The sequence below is a fragment of the Lancefieldella sp. Marseille-Q7238 genome (assembly GCF_949152215.1).
GTDB lineage: Bacteria > Actinomycetota > Coriobacteriia > Coriobacteriales > Atopobiaceae > Lancefieldella.
In genome coordinates this window covers 587428-609133 of record NZ_OX424407.1, presented here as the reverse complement: position 1 = coordinate 609133, position 21706 = coordinate 587428, and the positions used below count along the sequence as shown (strand labels likewise).

At 52.7% G+C, this 21706-nt stretch carries 13 protein-coding genes; 9 read left to right on the top strand and 4 right to left on the bottom strand.

Going from position 1 to position 21706, the window contains the following annotated elements; translation table 11 throughout:
• Positions 1–13 precede the first annotated feature (13 nt).
• Both ligA and QM016_RS02735 read left to right on the top strand, forming a co-directional pair.
• Positions 14–2134, top strand: a complete 2121-nt coding sequence (ligA, locus tag QM016_RS02740; protein ID WP_282710102.1) for an NAD-dependent DNA ligase LigA — start codon at positions 14–16, stop codon at positions 2132–2134.
• Between the two features lie 24 nt (positions 2135–2158).
• Positions 2159–2527 carry an arsenate reductase family protein gene (locus QM016_RS02735; protein WP_282710101.1) on the top strand — a complete coding sequence of 123 codons (369 nt, stop codon included), beginning with the start codon at positions 2159–2161 and terminating at the stop codon, positions 2525–2527.
• 25 nt (positions 2528–2552) lie between these two features.
• Here QM016_RS02735 and QM016_RS02730 read toward each other — a convergent pair whose 3' ends face one another.
• Positions 2553–3518, bottom strand: a complete 966-nt coding sequence (locus tag QM016_RS02730) for a zinc dependent phospholipase C family protein (RefSeq protein WP_282710100.1) — start codon at positions 3516–3518, stop codon at positions 2553–2555.
• Between the two features lie 238 nt (positions 3519–3756).
• On the opposite strand from QM016_RS02730, the gene QM016_RS02725 reads away from it, so the two are divergent.
• Positions 3757–5064: an ABC transporter substrate-binding protein gene (locus QM016_RS02725; RefSeq protein WP_282710099.1), complete on the top strand. Its 1308-nt coding sequence runs from the start codon at positions 3757–3759 to the stop codon at positions 5062–5064.
• An 81-nt stretch (positions 5065–5145) separates the two neighbouring features.
• On the opposite strand, the gene QM016_RS02720 is transcribed toward QM016_RS02725, so the two are convergent.
• Positions 5146–7239, bottom strand: a complete 2094-nt coding sequence (locus tag QM016_RS02720; protein WP_016476659.1) for a glutamine synthetase III — start codon at positions 7237–7239, stop codon at positions 5146–5148.
• Positions 7240–7787: 548 nt separating this feature from the next.
• Between QM016_RS02720 and polA the strand changes: the two genes are divergently transcribed.
• Together polA and rnhA are read left to right on the top strand one after the other, a co-directional pair.
• Positions 7788–10598: a DNA polymerase I gene (polA, locus tag QM016_RS02715; RefSeq protein WP_282710098.1), complete on the top strand. Its 2811-nt coding sequence runs from the start codon at positions 7788–7790 to the stop codon at positions 10596–10598.
• A gap of 43 nt (positions 10599–10641) precedes the next feature.
• On the top strand, positions 10642–11118 hold the full coding sequence (gene rnhA / locus QM016_RS02710) for a ribonuclease HI (protein ID WP_035433748.1): 477 nt from the start codon (positions 10642–10644) through the stop codon (positions 11116–11118).
• 54 nt (positions 11119–11172) lie between these two features.
• Here the strand turns inward: rnhA and QM016_RS02705 are convergent, their stop codons facing one another.
• Entirely contained in the window at positions 11173–12537 is a 1365-nt protein-coding gene (locus tag QM016_RS02705) for an MATE family efflux transporter (protein ID WP_282710097.1), read from the bottom strand.
• Between the two features lie 395 nt (positions 12538–12932).
• On the opposite strand from QM016_RS02705, the gene QM016_RS02700 reads away from it, so the two are divergent.
• Positions 12933–14102, top strand: a complete 1170-nt coding sequence (locus QM016_RS02700) for a hypothetical protein (protein WP_282710096.1) — start codon at positions 12933–12935, stop codon at positions 14100–14102.
• Between the two features lie 200 nt (positions 14103–14302).
• On the opposite strand, the gene QM016_RS02695 is transcribed toward QM016_RS02700, so the two are convergent.
• Positions 14303–15736, bottom strand: a complete 1434-nt coding sequence (locus tag QM016_RS02695; protein ID WP_282710095.1) for a Sapep family Mn(2+)-dependent dipeptidase — start codon at positions 15734–15736, stop codon at positions 14303–14305.
• A gap of 113 nt (positions 15737–15849) precedes the next feature.
• On the opposite strand from QM016_RS02695, the gene QM016_RS02690 reads away from it, so the two are divergent.
• The 3 genes from QM016_RS02690 (at position 15850) to QM016_RS02680 (ending at position 21595) form a co-directional block, all read left to right on the top strand.
• Entirely contained in the window at positions 15850–16491 is a 642-nt protein-coding gene (locus QM016_RS02690; protein ID WP_282710094.1) for a hypothetical protein, read from the top strand.
• 71 nt (positions 16492–16562) lie between these two features.
• Positions 16563–19928 (top strand): ATP-binding cassette domain-containing protein, encoded by a 3366-nt coding sequence (locus tag QM016_RS02685; protein ID WP_282710093.1) that lies wholly within the window; start codon positions 16563–16565, stop codon positions 19926–19928.
• Between the two features lie 140 nt (positions 19929–20068).
• Complete coding sequence (locus QM016_RS02680; RefSeq protein ID WP_282710092.1) at positions 20069–21595, top strand: hypothetical protein; 1527 nt, start codon at positions 20069–20071, stop codon at positions 21593–21595.
• Positions 21596–21706: the final 111 nt, after the last annotated feature.

Genomic DNA, 21706 nt, shown 5'->3' with positions numbered 1-21706 from the left:
AAGTGCGACGTCTATGGTTGAGGAAGCAAAGAATTTCCGCGCTCGCGCGGCGGAACTCAACAGAATCCTGAATCACGCGGCGTACGCATACTATGCGCTTGATAATCCCGAACTGACCGACGCGGAGTTTGACCGTCTGCTTGTTGAGTTGCAGAGCATTGAAGCGGCTCATCCGGAGTTGGTAACTCCTGAAAGCTACACGCAGCGTGTAGGGGGCTATGTGTCCGAGCAATTTGAGCCTGTGACTCATGCGGCTCGCATGTATTCGATAGATGATGCGATGGATCTTGCAGAACTTGACGCGTGGCTTGCACGCACCGATGAAGCGCTTGGAGCTTCATCGGCACATCCCATAGCGTATACCTGTGAGCTCAAGATAGACGGACTTGGCATCGCGCTGACGTATAGGGACGGTCAGCTGATTCGCGGTGCGACGCGCGGCGATGGTACTACGGGCGAAAATGTAACCGCCAACGCATTGACCATATCGGATATTCCGCGCGCTTTGGCAGCTGCTGGACTTGCGCATGTGCGCAATGGTGGTCTGAATCAATCGCTTGAGGTGCGCGGCGAGGTATATATGCCCAAGCATTCGTTTGTACGCTTGAATGAAGATGCCGATGCAGCAGGCAGGCAGCCCTTCGCCAACCCGCGTAATGCCGCGGCGGGTTCACTTCGACAAAAAGACCCGAAGGTTACCGCTCATCGGGACTTGGAAACTTTTATCTATGCCGTCGCGGATGAGGATCCCTTGTTTGTGACGAGCCAATGGGAGTTTTTGGCATGGCTTCGCGACTGCGGGTTCAGCGTAAATCCGCATGCGAAGCGCTGTCTTAATGCGCAGGAGGTTCATGATTTTTGCGCCCGCGCGCTTGAAGAGCGGTCAAAGCTTGACTATGACATTGACGGCGTAGTGGTCAAGGTCGACTCCTTTGCCAGTCAGGAAGCGCTTGGGTTTACCTCACGGGCACCACGTTGGGCAATCGCTTTTAAGTTTCCGCCGGAAGAAAAGCAGACAGTGCTTCGCGAGATTCGTATTCAGGTTGGTCGCACTGGAGTTCTAACGCCGGTGGCGGAATTCGACCCTGTGGTTGTAGCGGGCTCAACTATTGCGCGCGCGACGCTCCATAACATCGATGAGATTCGCCGCAAAAATGTTCGCGAAGGGGATACTATTACGGTTCATAAGGCCGGCGATGTTATTCCCGAGGTCGTAGGCCCTGTGCTTGAGAAACGACCTGCCGACTCCAAGCCCTTTGAGATGCCAGCAACCTGTCCGAGCTGCGGAAGCCCCGTTATCAAAGAGGAGGGAGAAGTCGCGTATCGCTGCGTTTCTATTGACTGCCCCGCTCAAGCCGTGGAACGCCTGATCCACTGGGGCAGCCGCAAGGCAATGGATATTGATGGTCTTGGGGATGAGCTGGTCAACAGACTGGTAGAAAACGGCATCCTCTCTGATGTAGCTGATTTTTACGATGCGTTGACCGTTCGCGATATTGCGGAACTTCCAACGGGCCGTTTGTATGAGACGGATACCGACGGTCATCTTTCAGGAGACTCCATTCCCGTTGGCATGACGATTGCCGAAAAAATCATGGTGCAGGTACAGGAGTCTAAGCAGCGCGGCCTGGGACGCGTCCTCTTTGGCATCGGTATTCGGCATGTGGGCGCCAACATGGCGGCACTTCTCGCTCAAAACTTCCATTCTATCCAGGCGCTTCAGCTGGCGACAGAAGAAGAAATGGCTCAAATCGATGGTGTTGGTCCAAAAATTGTCGAGTCAATCAAAGAGTTCTTCTCGATTCCTGAAAATATCGCAGTGCTTGAGCGTCTTCGTGCTGCTGGAGTTGTTATGGAGGAAGTGGCAGTTTCTTCCGACAAGCCGCGCACGCTTGAAGGATTGACGTTTGTGCTGACAGGCGCCCTTGAAAGGCATACGCGCGACGAAGCGGGCTCCTTGCTCAAAGCAATGGGCGCAAAGGTGTCGAGCTCGGTATCTAAGAAAACGAGCTTTGTCATTGCGGGCGCAGCTGCAGGTTCAAAGCTTACTAAGGCTGAAGCTCTTGGCGTATCGGTGCTGAGTGAGGCGGACCTTGACCGCATTCTTGAGACCGGCGAGCCGCCCGTCGCGTAATTGATTCTTGAAATGGAGACATTCATGGCTTCAGATACAATCCTCGTGCTTTGCTACCCTCGTTGTTCAACCTGCAAAAAAGCTCTCAAGTGGCTTGATGAGCATCATATTGCCTATGAGTCGCGCGACATCAAGGAAGACCATCCCACGGAAGCTGAGCTGGCGTCGTGGCATGCGCTCAGTAACCTTCCTATCAGGCGTTTCTTTAACACCAGCGGCATGGTATATCGCGAGAAGAACGTTAAAGAGCAGCTTGATGCTGGCATGACTGTCTCCGCTGCTTGCCAGCTTCTTGCCACTGACGGCATGCTGGTGAAGCGTCCGCTTGTCGTGGGACCTGATTTTGTGCTGACAGGTTTTCGGGAATCGGAATGGGAAGAGCATCTGCTCTAAAGCTTCTCGCCTTGATTTTTGAGAATTAGTGCTGCTCGTCAAGTAAGTCTGTGACCGGCTTTCCATAGTAGTTTATGCCAGCGACTATCTCTTCCATCTTCATGCGGTCGTTGTGAATGAACGCGTGGGCGAGCTTGTGGTACAACCCGGCGGCCTCGTCCATGAGGTCGGAGAAGCTTTCGGTTCTGCTTTTGCCTGTGGCCGGGTCTTTCCAAGGAAGCCGTTTAGGATTTGCCGCCGCGATATCGTCCGTACGAATGACTCGATGGCACATAGCGGCGACATACGAGCTCGAGGATGGCCGCACAAACATTTCGGTCTTATACAGAACCTCTGGCAGCTTGGTAGTGTACGTTGGATCGGTTTTCTCGATAGCATGATAGATGCGTGCGTAATCGGCGATAGCTTTTTCGTATTCGTCGGCTCCGACGTTGAGTCCAAAGACGGAAAGTGCCACCTGGGAGAACAGGGCTCCCGCAACGCGGCACGTACTGCTGTCCGCTTCCAGCGCAGATGCAGGATAGAATTCCTCGACCGTTGTGCGCATTTGGTGCCAGAGCAGCCATGAATCGAGATCGGTCTCAATAATCGAGTGAAGCTCATGGTAGGAGCAAGCAAGGCTTGGGTCGACGTCCACAAGGGCATCCTGCTGAGCGTATACAAATGGATGTACAGTTCTGTCGAGCGCATAGTGGCACAAAAGTCCCAGCGCAAACGCCTCACCGGCTGCTCGGTCAGCTTCAGGCAGATAGGCTACGCCTTCTCTGACCGCGAGAAATACGTCAGTGATATGACTGGCATGCATACGGCGGTGGAGACGGTTGCAGGCGATGGCGTGATTGGGCCAGGTAAGGTGACGAGCTAGAAAAGGATCAGCACCTTGATTGCCCAATAGAAAGGCATTCAGCTCTTCGGATGTTTTGAGGAGGTCAGAGGGCATTTCGTCAGCTATACGCGCCCCGAAAATAAAATGTGTAAGTAAAGCAGGCATCTTGCTCCTTATAAATTTCTTACAAGTATCAGTATCCCACGAAACGCCGGTCAAATACAATTTGGCTTTCTTCAAGAGTAGGTATTCTCGTGCAGAGTGACGCTTCTCTGGTAGGCTAGTGGCTTCGCAGCAGAGCGGTGTTCTTGCAGCAGGTCAATGGTTCTCGCGCAGAGTAGTCGCTTTCCTAGCAGGACAGTCGCGGCGCTGATATAATCTCTTGCGTTCGAGAGGAGGCGTTGTGTTTGACAGATTTCGCACCGGCATTCGCGCGAAAATTACTGAAATAAGGGAAAAGACGCATATGTCCGATACTGATGCGCAAGATACGGACGATACTTCGTCCGATGATGCCGACGCTTCCTCCGTTGTGCGCCGCACGTTCATGCTTGGCCTTGGCTGTGTAGGTCTTGTGTATTTTTGTATGGGTATCCGGCGATGCGGAAGCGGGATGCTTGATTTGCTTGGGCTCAAAGTTTCGGAAGCGCCCGCCAGTTTGAGCCTTCCGCAAAAGACTCCGGAGGGCTACGATCCAGATCTTGTCGCCGCGGCATATCTTGAGCAGAAGGTGACTGTCTATACCGACGATCCTGACCGTATCCAGGAAGCGGCAAAAACGTTCGAGCGACTCTTTGGAATTGTCGTTGATTATCAAATCGTTCCATCCGACAAGATGGAGCTCTATCTTGCGGCCAATTCCGATGATACGAATGAGTTAAATCCGTCGCCTTCTAAGCACCCCGTTGACGTTTGGTTTTTTGCCGACTCCGAACTGTTGGATCAAGCTGGCGGGAAGAACTTGCTAGCAAGCTATGATGCCCAACATGCGGAACATCTTTTGAAATCGACGTTTGCAAGCGAGAAGAAGCTTTGGTATGGCGTAGCAACAGATCCTCTGGTTCTTGCAATCAACTTGGAGCGTCTGGAGGCCATGGGTCTCTCGCATCCGCGCGACTGGAATGATTTTCTCGATTCCTACCTCAGAGATCAGATAGCGGTGCCTGAATATGGAACAACGCACAGCGGCAATAGTCTTGCTGCGGTCATGATGGGAAATCTTGGGGTGGAGCAGGGGACTGCTTTTCTTACAGAGCTCGCTTCTCATACACCTCAGCTATATGGTGATACCTATGCCATGATGACTGACCTGGGGTTTTGCCGCTCGCTGGCTGCGATATGCCGTGCGAGTGAGGCCTTTTACACGCTTGGCAAAGATGATTTCGACAACGTGGTGCCGCTCCTGCCGTTGAGCCCTACTCGCTTTACAACCTATGGAGTGGGGATATCGGCCGCGGCTAAGCACATGAATGCTGCCCGTTTATGGATTGAGTTTTGCCTGTCAGCTGACTTTGCAAGCAAGATGGAAACGACAAACTCGTTTGCTATGCCGGCGATTTCTGGCGTGAAGGCGCCGTGGTACATGGATCGAGTGCACCTTAACGGTGCGGTTACTGCCCTGCGCGAGGCGCCTCAACCCGTTGATGCCAATGGCAATGCGCTTTCACCTGCCCAGGCGGGCTCGTTGGCGAGAAGTGCGCTTCTCTCGTAAGCAAACCGTTGAAGCGCGTCCGTGCGCCGAACGCGTCTGTGCGCCGCGAAGTACGTTAGGTGCGAAGTCACCCCGCGAAGTCTAGACGTAAAACAGCATCTCGTTGTAGCTGGGAACCGGCCAGAAGTCATGCCCGCATATGAGCTCCATCTCGTCGACGATTGTGCGGAGACGCTGCATTGCAGGAATAATTTCATCGCGGTAAAACTCGCATTGCACCTGAGGCTTTGAGCGCAGTGTGGCGGCATGGGTATTTTTTGCCTCAAGTTCACCGACAGCGGCGTAAATCTCATCAATACCCTCGGTCAGCTGCTTCGCAACGTCGAATTCAGCTTGAGACTTAATGCCTATCGTCTGTTTGTGAGCCACGGACTCAGCTACGTTTCCTGAATACTTGAACAGCGCCGGCAGGTACATGTGGCGGGTCATGTACGACATGGTTTTAGCCTCGATGTTGAGTACCTTGGCGTACTGCTCCGCTTTTGCCACATAGCGAGCGTGCGCCTCGTTTTCTGACAAGACGCCATATTTCTCAAAGAAAGCAATGTTATCGGGGGCGATAAGCGCAGGAAGCGCGTCAGGTGTGGTGCGAAGGTGGGGAAGACCGCGCTTCTCGGCAATCTTCTCCCATTTACTTGAGTAGCCGTTGCCTTCGAAGAAAATGCGCTTATGATCTTTGAAGGAATCAATGACCCAGTGGAGCGCACGCTTTGTAAATTCGGACTCGGATGCGTCGGCAAGGTCCGTGGCAAATCGGTCGCATTGCTCCGCGACAATCGTGTTCAAAACGACATTGGGATCTGAGATGTTTTGCTGGCTGCCGCACATGCGGAATTCAAATTTATTGCCTGTGAAAGCAAAGGGACTGGTGCGGTTTCTGTCAGTGTTGTCGCGCAGAACCTTGGGCAGCGTCGGCACGCCTAAATCCATCCGGGTGCGCTTGGCGCCGTGCACGTCAGTGCCGCTCATCAGGTCATTGACGACAGCAGAAAGCGCGTCGCCCAAAAAGACGGAGACGATAGCGGGAGGGGCTTCATTGGCGCCCAGGCGGTGATCATTGCCTGCGGAAGCGATAGACATGCGCAAAAGGTCAGCGTGAACGTCAACGCCCGCGACCAAGCACGCTAAAAAGACGAGGAAGCGGAGGTTTTCTCCGGGATTTTCACCCGGCTCAAGAAGGTTCTCGTCATCGGCAGACAGCGACCAGTTGTCGTGTTTGCCGGATCCGTTGACATAGTCAAAGGGGCGTTCATGCTCAAGACAGGCAAGACCGTGATGCGGAGCCAAAAGCTTTAACTTTTCCATGGTCAGAAGGTTGTTGTCAATGGCAAGTGTGCCTTGCTCAAAGACGGGTGCCAGCTCGTGCTGGCAGGGGGCGACTTCATTGTGTTTGGTTTTAGCGGGGATCCCCAGTTTCCAAAGCTCGTCGTCGAGCTCTTTCATGAAGTCGTTGACGGTTGGACGAATGGCGCCGAAATAATGCTCATCAAGCTCTTGACCTTTGGACGGCTCGCAGCCAAAGAGCGTGCGGCCGCACAAAATCAGATCGGGACGCTTTTCAAAATCCTCTTCGCGGATAAGAAAATACTCCTGTTCAGGGCCGATATTGGTGACAACGCGCTCGGGCGTCTGCCCAAAGAGTGCAAGCACGCGTTTGGCTTGGCGCTCCAGTGCCAGTTGAGAGCGCAAAAGCGGCGTGCGCTTATCGAGAGCTTCTCCCGTATAGGAGATAAACGCCGTTGGAATGCAGAGCACCTCGTCTTTGATAAAGGTGGGGCTTACGGGGTCCCAAACCGTGTAACCGCGGGCTTCGAAAGTCGCGCGTAGGCCGCCTGAGGGAAAGCTTGACGCGTCTGGTTCGCCTTGAACGAGCTCCTTGCCGGAGAACGTCATCAAGATCGTGCCGTTGCCTTGCGGCGTCATGAAACTATCGTGCTTTTCTGAGGTGATGCCTGTCAGCGGTTGGAACCAGTGCGTAAAGTGTGTGGCGCCGTGTTCGAGCGCCCATTCCTTCATGGCATGAGCCACTTCGTTGGCAATGTCGATGTCAAGCGGTTTTCCGTGTCTGATGACATCGCGCAGGCGTTTATAGGTGGGTTTAGGCAGCCGCTCCTGCATATCAGCGTCGGTGAATAAAAGTGTTCCAAACTCGCGTGATACCTTGTCGTTTGCCACGAGGCCTCCTTGGATGGGTAAGCAAGGGCAAGAAGCGCTTCTCACTACAGACAGCTACAGACAGCGAGCGCAAGAAGTTCTTCTCGTCACAGATTCTACTGTACGCCATTGATTTTTGCACGACAGCGAGAAAAACGTCTTTTTAATGGACGGGAATTTTGCTCGCATTTCCAAAGCGCGCCGAGAAGTGCGTGGGGAGAAGTATACTTGGAAGTCACTTGAGAAGTTACTTGGGGTCATTCCAAAAAAGTGCCACAGTTGTGATAAAAATACTTCACAACTCATGGCATTTTTAGGGGATTTATCACAACTGATGCCTTTTTTAGGAGTTTTCATATCACAACTCATGCACTTTTTTGGAAATCGGTGCGTGTGCCACAAAGAGAGTGCGTACCGTGAAACAAAATCGTGCTATGAAGTCCTTCTCGCTAATTCGTGGACCTCGCGGGCCTCGCGGCTTGCGTGAACCTCAAGGAGCTTGCGAATATACCACTGCTTGCCGATACAATCCGAGTACAATGGACGGGTAAGCTTGCGATAGGAGAGGTATGTCCGAAACCGCCCACACAGAAACCGCCACCACAGACGCTGCTCGCACAGACGCCCACACAGACGTCGCGGCCGGTGCTTCCCGCAGGACCATCGCAGTCATTGACGGCAATTCGCTTATGCACCGCGCGTTTCATGCCATCAGACAGCCCATGTCCGCTCCCGACGGTACGCCCACTGGCGCGCTTTTCGGCTTTTTCAATATGTTCATCAAGATGGTCGAGTCCTTTAAGCCCGATGGCGTTATCTGCGCGTTTGACAAAGGAAAACCGCAGGTTCGCATTGACATGCTCCCGCAGTACAAAGCTCAGCGTCCTCCTATGGACGATGCTCTTCACGTGCAGTTTCCTATCGTAAAAAATTTGCTTCGGACGTTGGACATTCCCGTATGCGAACTTGAGGGCTGGGAGGGCGATGACATCCTGGGCACGCTGGCTCGCCGCGGTGAGGAAGCCGGTTATGAGATGCTCCTCTTTACGGGAGACCGCGATATGTATCAGCTCTCGACTGAAAACGTCAAGATTGTGTCTACGCGCAAAGGCGTGTCCGACGTTTCCATTATGACCCCTGAATCCGTGGCCGACCTTTATGCGGGCATTACTCCCGCCCTGGTGCCGGATTTTTACGGACTCAAGGGAGACTCGTCCGATAATATCCCCGGAGTTCCCGGAATCGGTCCTAAAAAGGCCGCTCAGCTTATTGTGGAGTACGGCAGCTTGGACGAGGTGCTGGCCCACGCTGATGATGTCAAGGGAAAAATGGGCGAGAACCTGCGTACACATAAAGAGGACGCCCTGCTCTCGCGCAAAGTTGCTACGATTCGAACGGACGCTCCGATAGCCATCAATCTTGCCGACGCAAAGTTCCCTACGTTTGATCAAAATGCTGTTGTCGCGGCCTTTTCAAAGCTGGGATTTACCGGTATGACAAGGCGGCTGGCGCGTATGGCTGGCGAGAAGGGCGGACTTTCCACAGCTCCCGAGGGCGAAGAAGCTTCTGTCCCAGCGGCGCTTGCGCTTCCCGAAATCCTTGAGGCTAACGATGCCAATACGGCTTTGGCGGCGTCACTGGCGCGCGCGGAATGGCTGGGTATCGCCCTTGATACCGGCAAACAAGACGGCTCGCTTTTTGGACTTGAACACACGCTGTGGGTTGCGACTTCTTCTCATCTGCTGAAGTTTGAGGATGATAACGCGACCTCGGCGTTGTTGCGACTGTTTAAGGAAGGCAAGGTTGCAGCAGGAGACGTAAAAGAGCTTCTGCACGACGTGAGCTCCGTGGACTCCTCGGAGCCTGAGTCTTTCGATCCTGATACGTTGGCTGCCGAGCGCATTTTTGATACGGGCGTAGCTGCCTATCTGCTTGAGTCTGACCGTTCGGATTTCGCGGTTCCCGGTTTGGTAGAGCGCTACTTTGGCGTGGAGCTTCCTGACGGCGCCGACAAAGTCACCGGTAAAGATGCTGGCAAAGGTACCAACAAAGGTACCAACAAAGGTACCGACAAAGTTCCCGCTGCCGCTTTTGAAGCGAATGCTGTCCGCGCACTTTCCAAAGTGCTGTGTACAAAGCTTGAGGCCGACGGCTCGCTTGAACTTTTTAAGACCATTGAGATGGGGCTGCTTCCCGTACTTGCCGCGATGGAGCGTCGCGGATTGTATGTAGATCCTGCGAAGCTCAAAGAACAGTCTGTTGAGCTCGGAGAAGATATCGCTTCTCGCGTAGCTCGCATTCACGAGGCGGCGGGTGAAAACTTCAACCTTGATTCACCAAGCCAGCTGAGCCATGTGCTTTTTGACGTGCTGGGTTTGCCGACATTCGGGTTGAAAAAAACACGTTCGGGATTCTACTCAACCAACGCCAAGGTACTTGCCGATCTGGCGGATGAGTATCAAATCGTCGCTGATGTACTTGAGTATCGTGAGCGCGCCAAAATCAAGTCGACGTATCTGGATGCGTTACCCGCACTGATCCGTGGCGACAAGCGCGTCCATACCACCTTTAATCAGACGGTGGCGGCAACGGGTCGCCTTTCGAGTTCCGATCCGAATTTGCAGAACATTCCCACCCGCTCCGAGTTGGGGCATCGCGTGCGCACCGCGTTTACCGTTCCTCAAGATCATGTATTTCTCGCGTGCGATTATTCCCAGATTGAGCTTCGTCTTTTGGCGCACCTTTCGGCTGATGAGCACCTGGTAGCGGCTTTTAATTCGGGCGCGGATTTCCATGCAGCAACCGCTTCACGCGTTTTTGGAGTGCCCGTGGAAGACGTTACCCCGGAGCTTCGCAGCCGCGCAAAGGCCGTCAACTTTGGCATCGTGTACGGGCAGCAGGCATACGGTTTGGCTACCTCCCTTAAGATTCCGCGTTCTGAGGCTCAGGATATGATTGACAGGTACTTCGTAGCATATCCGGGGGTCCGGGCGTATTTAGACGAGTCAGTTCGCATGGCGCACGAGAAGGGCTATGCTGTCACTATGTACGGACGCAAGCGCCACATTCGTGAGTTTGCGCAGCATAATCGCCAGCTTATTGCTTTTGGTGAGCGTACTGCTATGAACCATCCCATGCAGGGAAGCGCTGCTGACATCATTAAAATCGCTATGATTCGTGTCGAGAAGCGCCTGCGCGAGGAATCGCTTGCCTCAAAGCTCATCTTGCAGATTCACGACGAACTCGATCTTGAGGTACCGAATGCCGAAATTGAAACGGTTTCCCGGTTGGTAAAGGAAACGATGGAAGGCGTAACAACGCTTAAAGTGCCCCTCATAGCCGATGTTTCATATGGCCCAAACTGGGCAGAGGCTAAGTAGGCTGATTTTGGTGGACAGAAAAAACTCAGGTGCGGCAGATATGATGCACGTGGTCGCGTACACAGACGGTGCCTCCCGAGGTAATCCCGGACCGGGTGGGTACGGCGCTGTTTTGGTCTATGTCGATCCTTCCGGCGCTCGTCATACTCGTGAGTTTTCTCAGGGATATCGTGTCACGACTAACAACCGGATGGAGCTTTTGGGGGTAATAGTTGCGCTTGAAGCGCTCAAACACCCGTGCTGCGTTGAAGTACACTCCGACTCAAAATACGTGGTTGATGCCTTTAACCAGGATTGGATATCCGGATGGATCCGTCGCGGTTGGAAGACGTCCAACAAGCAGGATGTGAAAAACGTTGATCTCTGGAAGCGCCTGTTAGCGGCAAGCGCTCCTCATGAAGTACGGTACCTGTGGGTAAAAGGTCATGCCGGAGAGCCACTCAATGAGCGCTGCGACGAGCTTGCAACTACAGCCGCTGATGGCCAAGACCTTCTTGAAGATACAGGCTTTCTCGCTTAGTTGGGTAAAATCAAATTTTGCTTAGCTTGATAAAACCCAATGGCACCATCGTTTTTATCGCGTTGTATCCAGATGACGCACAGGTATGCCGTTAAAGTGCTTGTTGCGTATGTGAATCAGAATGGCAATGCTGGTAATTACCGTGAGGATAGTGCCGACTACAGGAGCATACCAGAGAGCGTTAAGACCAAACGGGGCGAGAAGCGCAATGGCGGTAACCGGAAAGACAAAGGTTGCCAGTACGCTGATGACGCTTGAGATCTTGGTTAGCTTCAGCGCGATGACAAATTCCTGCGTGCAGAAATAGATCCAGTTGATGCACAGCGCGCCGGAAAAAGTGCGCAAAGCGGGAACGGCCATAGCAAACAGCTCCGGTGTCGCGTCGGGAATGAAGAGATGCACCAGCAGTTCAGGACAGAGGAACATAAGCGCCGCGGAAGTTAGGCCGATAAGACCGCCCGCAATAAAAACGTAGCGAGTGAGAGCGATAACGCGATGCTTGTTTTTGGCGCCCCAGTTATAGCCAATGGCGGGCTGCACGGCGTCTGCTTCTCCGTAGACAAGAGGTGTGATAATACCTGCTGAAAAGAAAATGACGCCATATGTGGTAACAGCGTTTGCACCCCCAAGGGCCAGAAGCGTGGAATTCATGATGAGGCTGTAAATGCGGCCTGAAATGTTTTGCAAGAAAACCGCCAAACCGTTGGCGCAGACTTCGCGCACAAGCTCCCATGAAAAATGCGGAGGTACAAACTTGAGGATTTGCTTGTTGTGTACGAACGGCCACATGCCGAATATCGCGGAGAAAAGCATCGCGATGCAGTAGCCAAGCGCTGAGTATGCTACATCAAGGCGAAGGACGGCCAAGAAAAAGAATTCAAGGACGGTGCCGAGAATAGCGATGATGAAGCTCAGCATCATAGAGCGGCGAATCATGCCGCAGATCTTGAGGAAGTTATCGGCGGCGTAGTTGATAGATATGAGCGGCAAAAAGGAGGCGTAGACACGCAAATAGATCGATCCCTGTTCAACGAGTTCTCCCTTTGCGCCCAGAAGAATCAAGATACCCGGCGCAAAAAGAAAGAATATTGCGCCCAGTACAAAGCCGCCGATATGGATCATAATGACCGAAAGGGTAAATACATCGTTCGCGCGGTCAAAATTATGTTTGCCATGCTCTACCGCAATGACGGCGGAGGAGCCAACGCCTACGAGGTCAGAAACGGCAAAGCTCATAATGACCAAAGGAAGTGAGATGGTAACCGCGGCAAAGGTATCAGCGCCGAGAAAGCGACCGACTAAGATGCCGTCGGCGGTATCGTAAAGCATGGAGGCGAGCATAGCGATGGCGCCGGGGATGGCGGCTCGCAAGAAAAGCTGAAGCGGGGGAGTTTCCGCAAAGAGTTTGTTCTGTTCCATAACACCCTTTCGTAGTATCGTTCAAGAAGCATGTCCCATGTACCTGTCAAAGCAGTTGCCTTTGCACATGCAAATCGCAGCGCGGACATGAAGCGCAATACGAAAATGTGTTATTTCAAGAACATTACTCTTGATACTCCCTTCAAAATCAATGCGATATACCGGTTGTTGCACCTATAAACACCATAGAGAAAGCGATGTTTATACAGGTAAATCACCTGTATGCCATAATAGCTTGCTATCATAGCAAAAAACAGGCGTCATACGAGGCAGATGTTGATTTATCTATAAAATGGTTCGGTTTGTGTGTATTGTGTCATGATAGAAGAGAACAAATACCTGTGTATTCAGCGCGTATACGCTAAAGATTAGAAGCGTTTCGGAAATGATGAGGCATGGATCAAGATAAGCAAAAAACGACAGATGAACGTGAAGTCGCCAAGCGCATTCGTGAGGGAGAAAAACTTCTCGCCAAAAGTGCGGAGGCTCTGAGCGCCGCGGCTTCAACAGCGGAGAAAGTCTTGATAGCCGAGAAGTGTGATTTTGCGGCAGAGCCTCAACACGATGATGTCAGAGCTTCCATTCCGAGAACGACCGCCCAGCATATGCTGTATTTCGTCTCATGGATCGCTCTGCTGTTTGGTGTTGCGGATATCGTGACGTCGCTCGTTTCGGGCAGCGCGATACTTATGGGCCTTACTCCGGCACTCCCAACCGATGTAACGCGGTTAGGCGGACATGTCTTGGGAGAGGGCAATCAGCACCTGCTGTTTTACGGTTTTGTGATTGCACTTGGTCTTCTGCAGATGCTTACCGGGTTTCTGGGCATTCGCGCCGCGAATGACTCGTCAAAGGTCAATTCGTTTCTTGCGCTTTGCTATCTTGTCGCGCTCTTTTTGGTAGTTGTGGCGCTGAGTGCATGGGGTGATGGAAAGCTCATTATTTTTGATCCCATGGTTATTATCACCACCATCATATATGTGGGTATCCTCTCAAACCTTGGAGAACAGGTAAGACGTGAGTATGACGCGGGCGTCTCTGGAACAGTTTTTATGCGCTCACGCTATCAGCGAATTCTGCATTTTCTCGCTGTCGCTACAATTGGTGTCAATGCGGTCTACCTTATTGTGCTTGTGGTGCTTTTAGGCGTGGCTGATGTAGGCAACTACGTTCCCATGCTTAACACTGCCGATATTAAGGCGGTATTTGCCGGTGCAAATCCGCTTTCAATCCTCTTTGATGCTGCCTCGGCGCTGTTTACCCTCTTCGTGGCTTTAATTGCATTGAGAGGGTCAAATAACGCGCGTTTTATCAGACCCTTTGTTATTATTCAATTTTTGATAACGTCTTTGAATATCGCTGTCCTTGTCTGGAACGCTCTCGTAGGAGGTTTAACAAGCGTTCAGGCAGGCAGTGTGGTCACAGTGGTATATAACCTCGTTATGCTTTACTTGGGAGTCCGCGTTGAGGAAGAATTGCCGGACAGCATATTGGCTCGGATTTTACCCCGTCTGCCTTTACGGTCTGTCTTTTTCAGAACTCCGTCCAAGAAATGCAGTCGTTAGACAGCACGCGCCCGCCAGACGCATTGCACTTGTAGCCCTTGCGTCCAGCGGGACACGGCGTGTCCAGTGAATCATAGCGCGCTCGTCAGCACAGTACACTCACACTAAGTGAGCATTAGGCAACACCTGTGATTCCAAAGGCGTCATCGGTGTTTAGACTGCCTAACGCTCGCATGGTTTGCGTTCTTCTCAGCAAGGCGTTAGAGGTCAAGCTCCATAAGCCGTGCAATGCTCACAATGTAGATCTTCAGGGCACGACGGAGCCATTCTTCGGAAACGCCTTCGTCGGGACCGTGTTCCGCGCCTACCCACGCTGGGATTGTATCGACTTCCGCGCGTTCAACGGGACCGAAAGCAACAGCGCGCTTGAAATGGCGGGCATAGGTGCCACCGCCGATGACAAACGCTGTGCCCTCGTGGCCGGTGTATTCGTGATATGTATCGAGCAGTGTGGCAATTTCAGGGGAGTTGGGATCAATATAGAAGGGGACTGCGTCCGAAAGCACGCGGAACGTGCAGCCATACTCCTTTCCGAGGCTGGTCATAGCGGTGGTCAGAGCTTCTCCGGTGGTAGAGGTGGGATAGCGAGAATCCACGGTCTGAACAAAGCGACCGTCAACTGTGCGGACGGTGCCGGAAATACAGGTCAGAGGGCCAAACTTATCGTCAGCGCTTTGAATGTTTGCGCTTGTGCCGTCTGTCGTGGAACAAAGCCGCGCGGAGAAATTGAGGAAGATACGCTCAGCATCGCTGCAAAGATTGTTTTCAAGCAGGTATGCGTCGAGCAGACCGATAGCATTTACCGTGCCCTCAGGCATAGAGGCATGACCGCCCTTGCCATGAGCTGAAATGCGGGCAAGAGGTCCCTGCTCGTCTGCGCCTGCGTCCTCGATGTCAATGTGAGGTGCATCCGGTAGCTTTGAGGCGTCAGCGCGCACGAGAGCGCAGGCAAGACCCGGGATGGCGTTGGGAACCGTGCCGCCGTCAAGCTCAAGGATTTTCTCGCCGGCAATGGCATCGGAAGTAAACTCCGCATGATAAACGCCCTTCTCGCCGCAGATAAGCGGGAATTCCGCGTCGGGCGTAAAGCAAAATGCCGGCTCGGGATAGCGCTCGAGGTAGTAAGGGACATCGCCCATGCCGGTTTCCTCGTTATTGCCCACGATAGCGCGCAGGGTGTAGGGCAAGAGCTTGCCAGTTTTCTTGACGTGTTCAACAAAAAAGTGAGCAGCCCAAAGAGAAAGCACAAACGGGCCCTTGTCGTCCAAAACACCACGTCCGAGCAGGTAACCGTCTTTGCGCGTCACGTCCAGCGGGTCAACAGTCCAGCCCAAGCCCAGCGGCACAATGTCGGTGTGGGCGATTGTGGCGATATACGTTTTTGACGCGCCGGGAAGGTCTCCGAAACCAAGGTATCCATCGACGTTGGTGGTCTCAAGACCCAAGCGCTCTGCCAGCTCAAGGCCGCGACGCAGCGCTTCGTAGGACTTTGGCCCCCACGGCTTGCCCGGTTCGGCGACAGAAAGATCTTCGACGGATTCTACTTGCACAAGGTAGCGGATATCTTCAACGATTGTTTCCCAATTTTCATCAACATAGGCTTCAACATGTGACTTGAATGCTGCGTCGTCCATAGCTTCTCCTTATATCCTTACAGGTAGCTGCGCGTTTTGATTAAAGCGCAAACTCTCAGGGAACAATAAGCAAGTTCAAGTATAATCGGGCGAAACGTCTGGAGGAGCTACATATGACGAAAAAAATAGGACGAACTCCCGCAATTCTGGTCAATGACATCGTTTTTGTGGTGCTTATTGCCGTAAGTGTCTTTTTCATACTGACTAAACCCGAAGAAAAGCCGAATGACGTTGTTTTATTGATGACATATGCTTTGGCGCCAGCAATGCTTTGGTTTGCGGCTCTCGCGCTTATCGGGTTGCAGATTGCCAACTTTACGAATGTCCGGCTTTCGCGAGCGGCTCAGATTACCTTTCGCGTTCTGGCGGGCAGCATTTTTGGGCTGATGATCTTCTCGCCCGCGATTTTCGGCATTCCCGTACACGTTTTCAAAGTTCTCGTTTCGCTGCTCCTTCTTGTTGCGGTTATGGCGCCGATAATTCTGGGCGTCTTTGGTTTTCTCTATGGGCTCAGCTGGGCTCAGACTAAATCGTCTGGCGAGAAGAACCTTGCATCTCCGAACTCTCGTGCTGCTGATAGCGCCTCTGCAGACGAAAGTTCACCGGAGCCTGATGGCGTGCTGGTGTCTGGCACGTATCACAAGACCCTCACGCAGGGCGAGTCTGTCGCCGCAAATACAACTTCCGCTAAAGACGGAGCTGCTGCCACAGGCGCGACTTCCGCCGAAGGTAACGCTCCGACCAAAGATGAGTGAACTAGAGGCGAGTAAACCAAGACGAGTGGATCACACTAAAACAGCACCTAGCGCTACTAAACGAGGCATCTATGCTTGAGCTGAAGAACGTTTGCAAACGGTATAGTACTGGCACCTTTGAACAGACGGCTCTCGATGCGGTCTCCATAGCTTTTCGCGACAATGAATTTGTGGCGATTCTTGGGCCTTCCGGCTCGGGTAAAACTACCATGTTGAATGTTATCGGCGGACTGGATCGTTTTGATTCAGGAGATTTGCTGGTTGATGACGTTTCCACGAAGGAATTTAAGGAACGCGACTGGGACGCCTATCGCAACAACCGCATCGGGTTCGTATTTCAGAGCTACAACCTAATTCCTCACCAGAGTGTGCTCTCCAATGTTGAGTTAGCCCTGACACTTTCGGGAGTCCCTCGGGGAAAGCGACGCCGCCGTGCGCTTGAAGCCCTTGAAGAGGTAGGCCTGAAGGACCATGCCGACAAGCGCCCCAGTCAGCTTTCAGGCGGACAGATGCAGCGCGTAACTATCGCGCGCGCCCTCGTAAACAATCCGGAAATTCTTTTGGCGGATGAGCCTACCGGCGCCCTCGATTCTTCGACATCGGTGCAGGTGATGGATCTTCTTAAAGAGGTGGCGCGCGATCGTCTGGTCATTATGGTGACGCATAATCCGGAGCTTGCACATGAGTATGCTACGCGCATTGTTGAACTTGCTGATGGGCGTATTACCGCCGATTCCAATCCTTTTGACGTGTCTGTGGCTTCCTGCCGCAAAGCAAAGCCGACACATCGCACGTCAATGTCATTTTTAACAGCGCTCAGCCTTTCTTTTAACAACCTTATGACCAAAAAGGGCCGTACGCTGATGACAGCCTTCGCGGGTTCCATCGGCATTATCGGCATTGCCGCTATTCTCGCCCTTGCAAACGGTACCAATGAATACATCCGCAGGGTCGAGGAAGACATGTTGTCAATCTATCCGCTGACCATTACCGAACAATCGGTCAATCTTACGTCAGCCATGGCAAGCATGAGCACTGCAAGCGCCTCGTCGCAGAAAAGCGGCGCGGCGAATCAACAAGACGATACCACAACGCCTGAGAACCAGTCCCTCGAAGGCACCGTTTCTTCCAGCAAGTATCTCGAAAAAATGACGACGAGCATTGGTAAGAACGACCTTAAGGCTTTGAAGGATTTTATCGACAATAACGGCGGCGGCATCAAAAGTTATACCAGCGCCGTTACCTATCAGTACAACGTCAAACCTCATCTGTATCTGCCAGCGGGAGCAGATTCTACGTCAGGCGATCCGGTGCAGGTAAATCCCGATCAGACGTATTCGCGTATCAGCCCCAATGTGCCTGCGTACAGTCCGATGGCGCAGTTCTCATCGACATCATCGTTTGCGCAGCTGCCATCCGATCCCTCGATTTATGAAAGCCGCTATACTGTCCGCGCCGGTCGTTGGCCTAAGGCATGGAATGAAGTGGTTTTAGTGCTGCGCCCCAACGGCACCATATCCGACTACGTTGAGTACTCTATGGGGCTGCGTGATTATGCCGACGTGCGCAAAATAGTGGATCAGGTTGCCGACGGCAGCAACGTGACCGTGTCCGAATCTGACAAGACCTACACCTACAATCAGCTGATGTCTCCGACATTCAAGCTGGTTAATGCTGCTGATCTGTACGCGTGGGACGCGGGTCTTGGCGTGTGGAAGGATATGTCCAACGACCAAGCCTATGTCAACAACTTGGTGGAAAAGGCGCCTGATATCAAAATCGTTGGCGTTGTGCAGGCAAAAGATCCATCGGCGCAGGGAGGCCTGACTCACGGTCTGTATTACACTCCCGAGCTTGAACAGCGTCTTATCGCCGCGGCAGCCGACTCAGAGATAGTCAAGGATCAGCAGAACCGTTCCGATATTGATGTGTTTACCGGCAAAACGTTTGCTGACGAGAAGAATGGCGCTACGGAAGGTCTTTCTCTGTCTTCGCTGATAAGTGTTGACGAAACGACTCTTGCTTCGGCGTTTTCTATGAATCCCCAGGCACTGGATTTTTCAAACATCGACTTGTCCGGTATCAACTTGTCCGAGATGGATTTCTCCGAGGTGAATCTTCCGGAGCTTGATCCTGCCAGCCTGAACCTGAATTCCGATGATTTGCTTGCTGCCATGCCAGACGGTTTCGATCCTTCCGTTTTGCAAAAGGCGTTTCCGGAGCTTTCCGCCGATGATATCCGGCAGGTGCTTTCGGGCATCCGGATTAATTTCAAACCCGGAGGTCAGGCAGCTCTCTCGCAGGCTATACGTGAGATTGTGCTTGGGTGGAATACGTGGAGAACTGCTAACCCCGGTAAAACCATAGCGGATTATCTCGCCACCGATGAAGTGCGCGCCAAGATGATTTCCGCGGTGAGCGCGGCAATAGACACTGATGATCTTCAAAAGCAGCTCGTCGCGGCGCTTTCCGAAAAGTTGGGAACCGCAGCAGATGTGCCGAGTCTGCAAAAAGAAGTGGCTGAACGCATTATGAAGGCGTACCAGGAGCAGATTGCCTCCGCTCTGTCTCAGGCAATCACCAAAGCAATCAGCGCGTACATGCAGCAGGCGATGGCATCAGTCATGACGCAGGTATCCTCCAGGCTGCAGATTCGCATTGCTTCGGCTCTTAGTCAGACCATGCAAAGTGTGATAGCAACTATGTCGGGTGCCATGCACGTTGATCCTGAAGTTCTCAAAAGCGCCTTTAAGCTTAATGCCGACCCGGCGCAGATTGCCGCTATAGCAGCGTCAATGATCAGTTCGCAATCGGCGACTTATGACAGCAATCTTGCGAAGATGGGTTATGCGGATCTTGATACACCGTCATCGATCAACATATATCCCAAAGATTTTGCCGGCAAAGAGAAGGTAGTTGAGATTCTCGAGCGCTACAATGCTGACGCGCGTGAGGCGGGAGAGGACGGCAAGGTCATCACATACACTGATCTTGTGGGTGTGCTCATGAGTTCTGTGACGCAGATTATCGACATGATTTCTGCCATGCTCGTTGCCTTTGTCTCTATTTCGCTGGTTGTTTCCAGCATTATGATCGGCATTATTACCTATATTTCAGTGCTTGAACGTAAGAAGGAAATAGGTATTCTTCGCTCCATCGGTGCCTCGCGACGAGATATAGCCAACGTCTTCAACGCGGAAACGTTCATCGAAGGCCTTATTTCAGGCGTTATGGGCATCCTGCTTACGTTCCTTTTGATTATTCCCGCAAATATTGCAGTCAAGCAGATGTTCGCCGTAGAGAACCTGGTTGTTTTGCCATGGAATGCCGCGCTCATTCTGATAGGAATCAGCGTAGTGCTCACGCTGCTGGCAGGTCTTTTACCGGCGAGAAGGGCCTCAAAATCCGATCCTGTTGAAGCGCTCAGAAGCGAATAAGCATTGTCTTATTGGTGCAGCGCGCCTTTTATGGTACTGTCGTACGGCTTGTGTCTGGTAACAGTTTGGTAACAATTTGATAGCAGGCGCAAGTTGAAAAGACGGTGTAACAAGGTTATGAACGTGAACAGGAAGGTACCATGAACGTCAAGAAAGTCCAGAAGCGCAAGCGCATTGCTGCAGTAACGACCGCAATTACTACGGCTGCTGTTATGGCATCAACCGCCGCTCCGGCATTTGCAAAGCCAGTCCAGGGAGTTTCTGCAAGCGGCATTCTAACCGCTGAAGCGGAGAATGCAAGCGCTATGCCAACTACCATTCCCATGGCTGAGAAGCAAGTTGCTGAAAGAACAGCTGCCGCGCAGGCAGCGCATGCTGCAAAAGACGTGGCAAAAGGTGAGCTTGATACGGCCAAGGAAGCCTCCGATAAGGCTGCTGCTGATAAAAAAGCCGTTGACTCTGATGCACGGAATGCGTTTAACAAGGTAAAGGCTGACGCACAATCTGCCGAAGACACGGCGAAATCCGCCGTCAGTGAGGCGCAGTCCGACGTTGATAATGCTGCCAAGAACATTGCGGCCGCCGAGAAGAATGTTACCGAGGCAACTGCCAAGGACACCGACGCAAAAAGCAAGCTCAAAACAGCCGAGAGAAACGCCGCGTATGCTCATGTGACTGAAGCGGTCGTGGCGCAGGACAAGGTGAAGATGAATGACGCCAAAGCAAAGTTTGATAAGGCTGAAGAAGCTGTACAAAAAGCGCAAGAAAAGCTCACAGCTGCTCATAAAGCAGCTGTTGCGGCTGGAGCAGACCTTGCTGCTAAGGAGCAGGCTTTAAAAGATGCGGCTCCCGAGGCTCGTGCCGCCGCTCAGGAGGCACTCAATAAAGCGCGCGCTGCAGAAGAGGCCGCTCGTAAGAATCTGAACCAGGCAACGCTGGAGGCTGACGACGCCGCTGCAAAATCCGCTACCGCTCAAGAGCAGTACGAAGAACTCCGAGACGACTACGATGAGCACTTAGGTATCTGGCAGGAGGTGCTGGACAAGCGTGCCGCGGCTTCTGCAGCATCAAAAGCGCTTGCGGAGGCGCAGACTGCGCTTGCGAGCGCGCGCCAAAACGCCGCTGATGCCCCTGCGCGCCTCCAGGCTGCAAAAGACCGTTTGCGCTCCGCTCGCGATACCAACGCGCGTGCGCAGGCTCTTGCATATAAGGGTGCAGAAACTCCCGATACGACAGACGCTGATTTTATGCATCTGAATCCATACATTCAGCGCTTGCGCAGCGCGATTGAGGCGGCTAAGCATGCGGATGAAGCTCTTGCTGAAAAGCAGACAGCGTATGATGAGGCGAAGGCAAAAGCGGCTCAGGCCGATGCCGATAAGCTTGCCGCTGAAGTGAATCTTTACATGCTCAAACAGGCTGCAGAAAAGAAGGAATCCTCCAAGGCCGAAGGCGTTCAGCCTGAAAAAGCTCAATCCGAGCGTATGCGGGGTAAGCATGCCAAGACCGCTTCAAAAAAGCGCGAGAAAACGTCCGCGAGCACGTCTCAGAAATTGCCTGAGACCGGTGATGCTTCCTCTGTCGCAATGACTGCCGCTCTGCTTGGTACAGCGTTTGTCGGAGCCTCAGCTATCGGTTCGTACAAGGGCAAGCACATGCACTTCTAAACCGTATTTGTCGGTCGCAGGTATCTTCACATGCGGTTTTGTATATTTTGTACAGGTAGTAAAACCTCCCACGCACTATACCGTGGGAGGTTTTGTAATGCTTCAAGCTAG

What these genes read in the sequence shown, in the direction of transcription:
- ligA (WP_282710102.1), top strand. Translation starts at nt 14, where the DNA reads ATGGTTGAGGAAGCAAAGAATTTCCGCGCTCGCGCGGCGGAACTCAAC.
- QM016_RS02735 (WP_282710101.1), top strand. Translation starts at nt 2,159, where the DNA reads ATGGCTTCAGATACAATCCTCGTGCTTTGCTACCCTCGTTGTTCAACC.
- QM016_RS02730 (WP_282710100.1), bottom strand. Translation starts at nt 3,518, where the DNA reads ATGCCTGCTTTACTTACACATTTTATTTTCGGGGCGCGTATAGCTGAC.
- polA (WP_282710098.1), top strand. Translation starts at nt 7,788, where the DNA reads ATGTCCGAAACCGCCCACACAGAAACCGCCACCACAGACGCTGCTCGC.
- rnhA (WP_035433748.1), top strand. Translation starts at nt 10,642, where the DNA reads ATGCACGTGGTCGCGTACACAGACGGTGCCTCCCGAGGTAATCCCGGA.
- QM016_RS02705 (WP_282710097.1), bottom strand. Translation starts at nt 12,537, where the DNA reads ATGGAACAGAACAAACTCTTTGCGGAAACTCCCCCGCTTCAGCTTTTC.
- QM016_RS02700 (WP_282710096.1), top strand. Translation starts at nt 12,933, where the DNA reads ATGGATCAAGATAAGCAAAAAACGACAGATGAACGTGAAGTCGCCAAG.
- QM016_RS02695 (WP_282710095.1), bottom strand. Translation starts at nt 15,736, where the DNA reads ATGGACGACGCAGCATTCAAGTCACATGTTGAAGCCTATGTTGATGAA.
- QM016_RS02690 (WP_282710094.1), top strand. Translation starts at nt 15,850, where the DNA reads ATGACGAAAAAAATAGGACGAACTCCCGCAATTCTGGTCAATGACATC.
- QM016_RS02685 (WP_282710093.1), top strand. Translation starts at nt 16,563, where the DNA reads ATGCTTGAGCTGAAGAACGTTTGCAAACGGTATAGTACTGGCACCTTT.
- QM016_RS02680 (WP_282710092.1), top strand. Translation starts at nt 20,069, where the DNA reads ATGAACGTCAAGAAAGTCCAGAAGCGCAAGCGCATTGCTGCAGTAACG.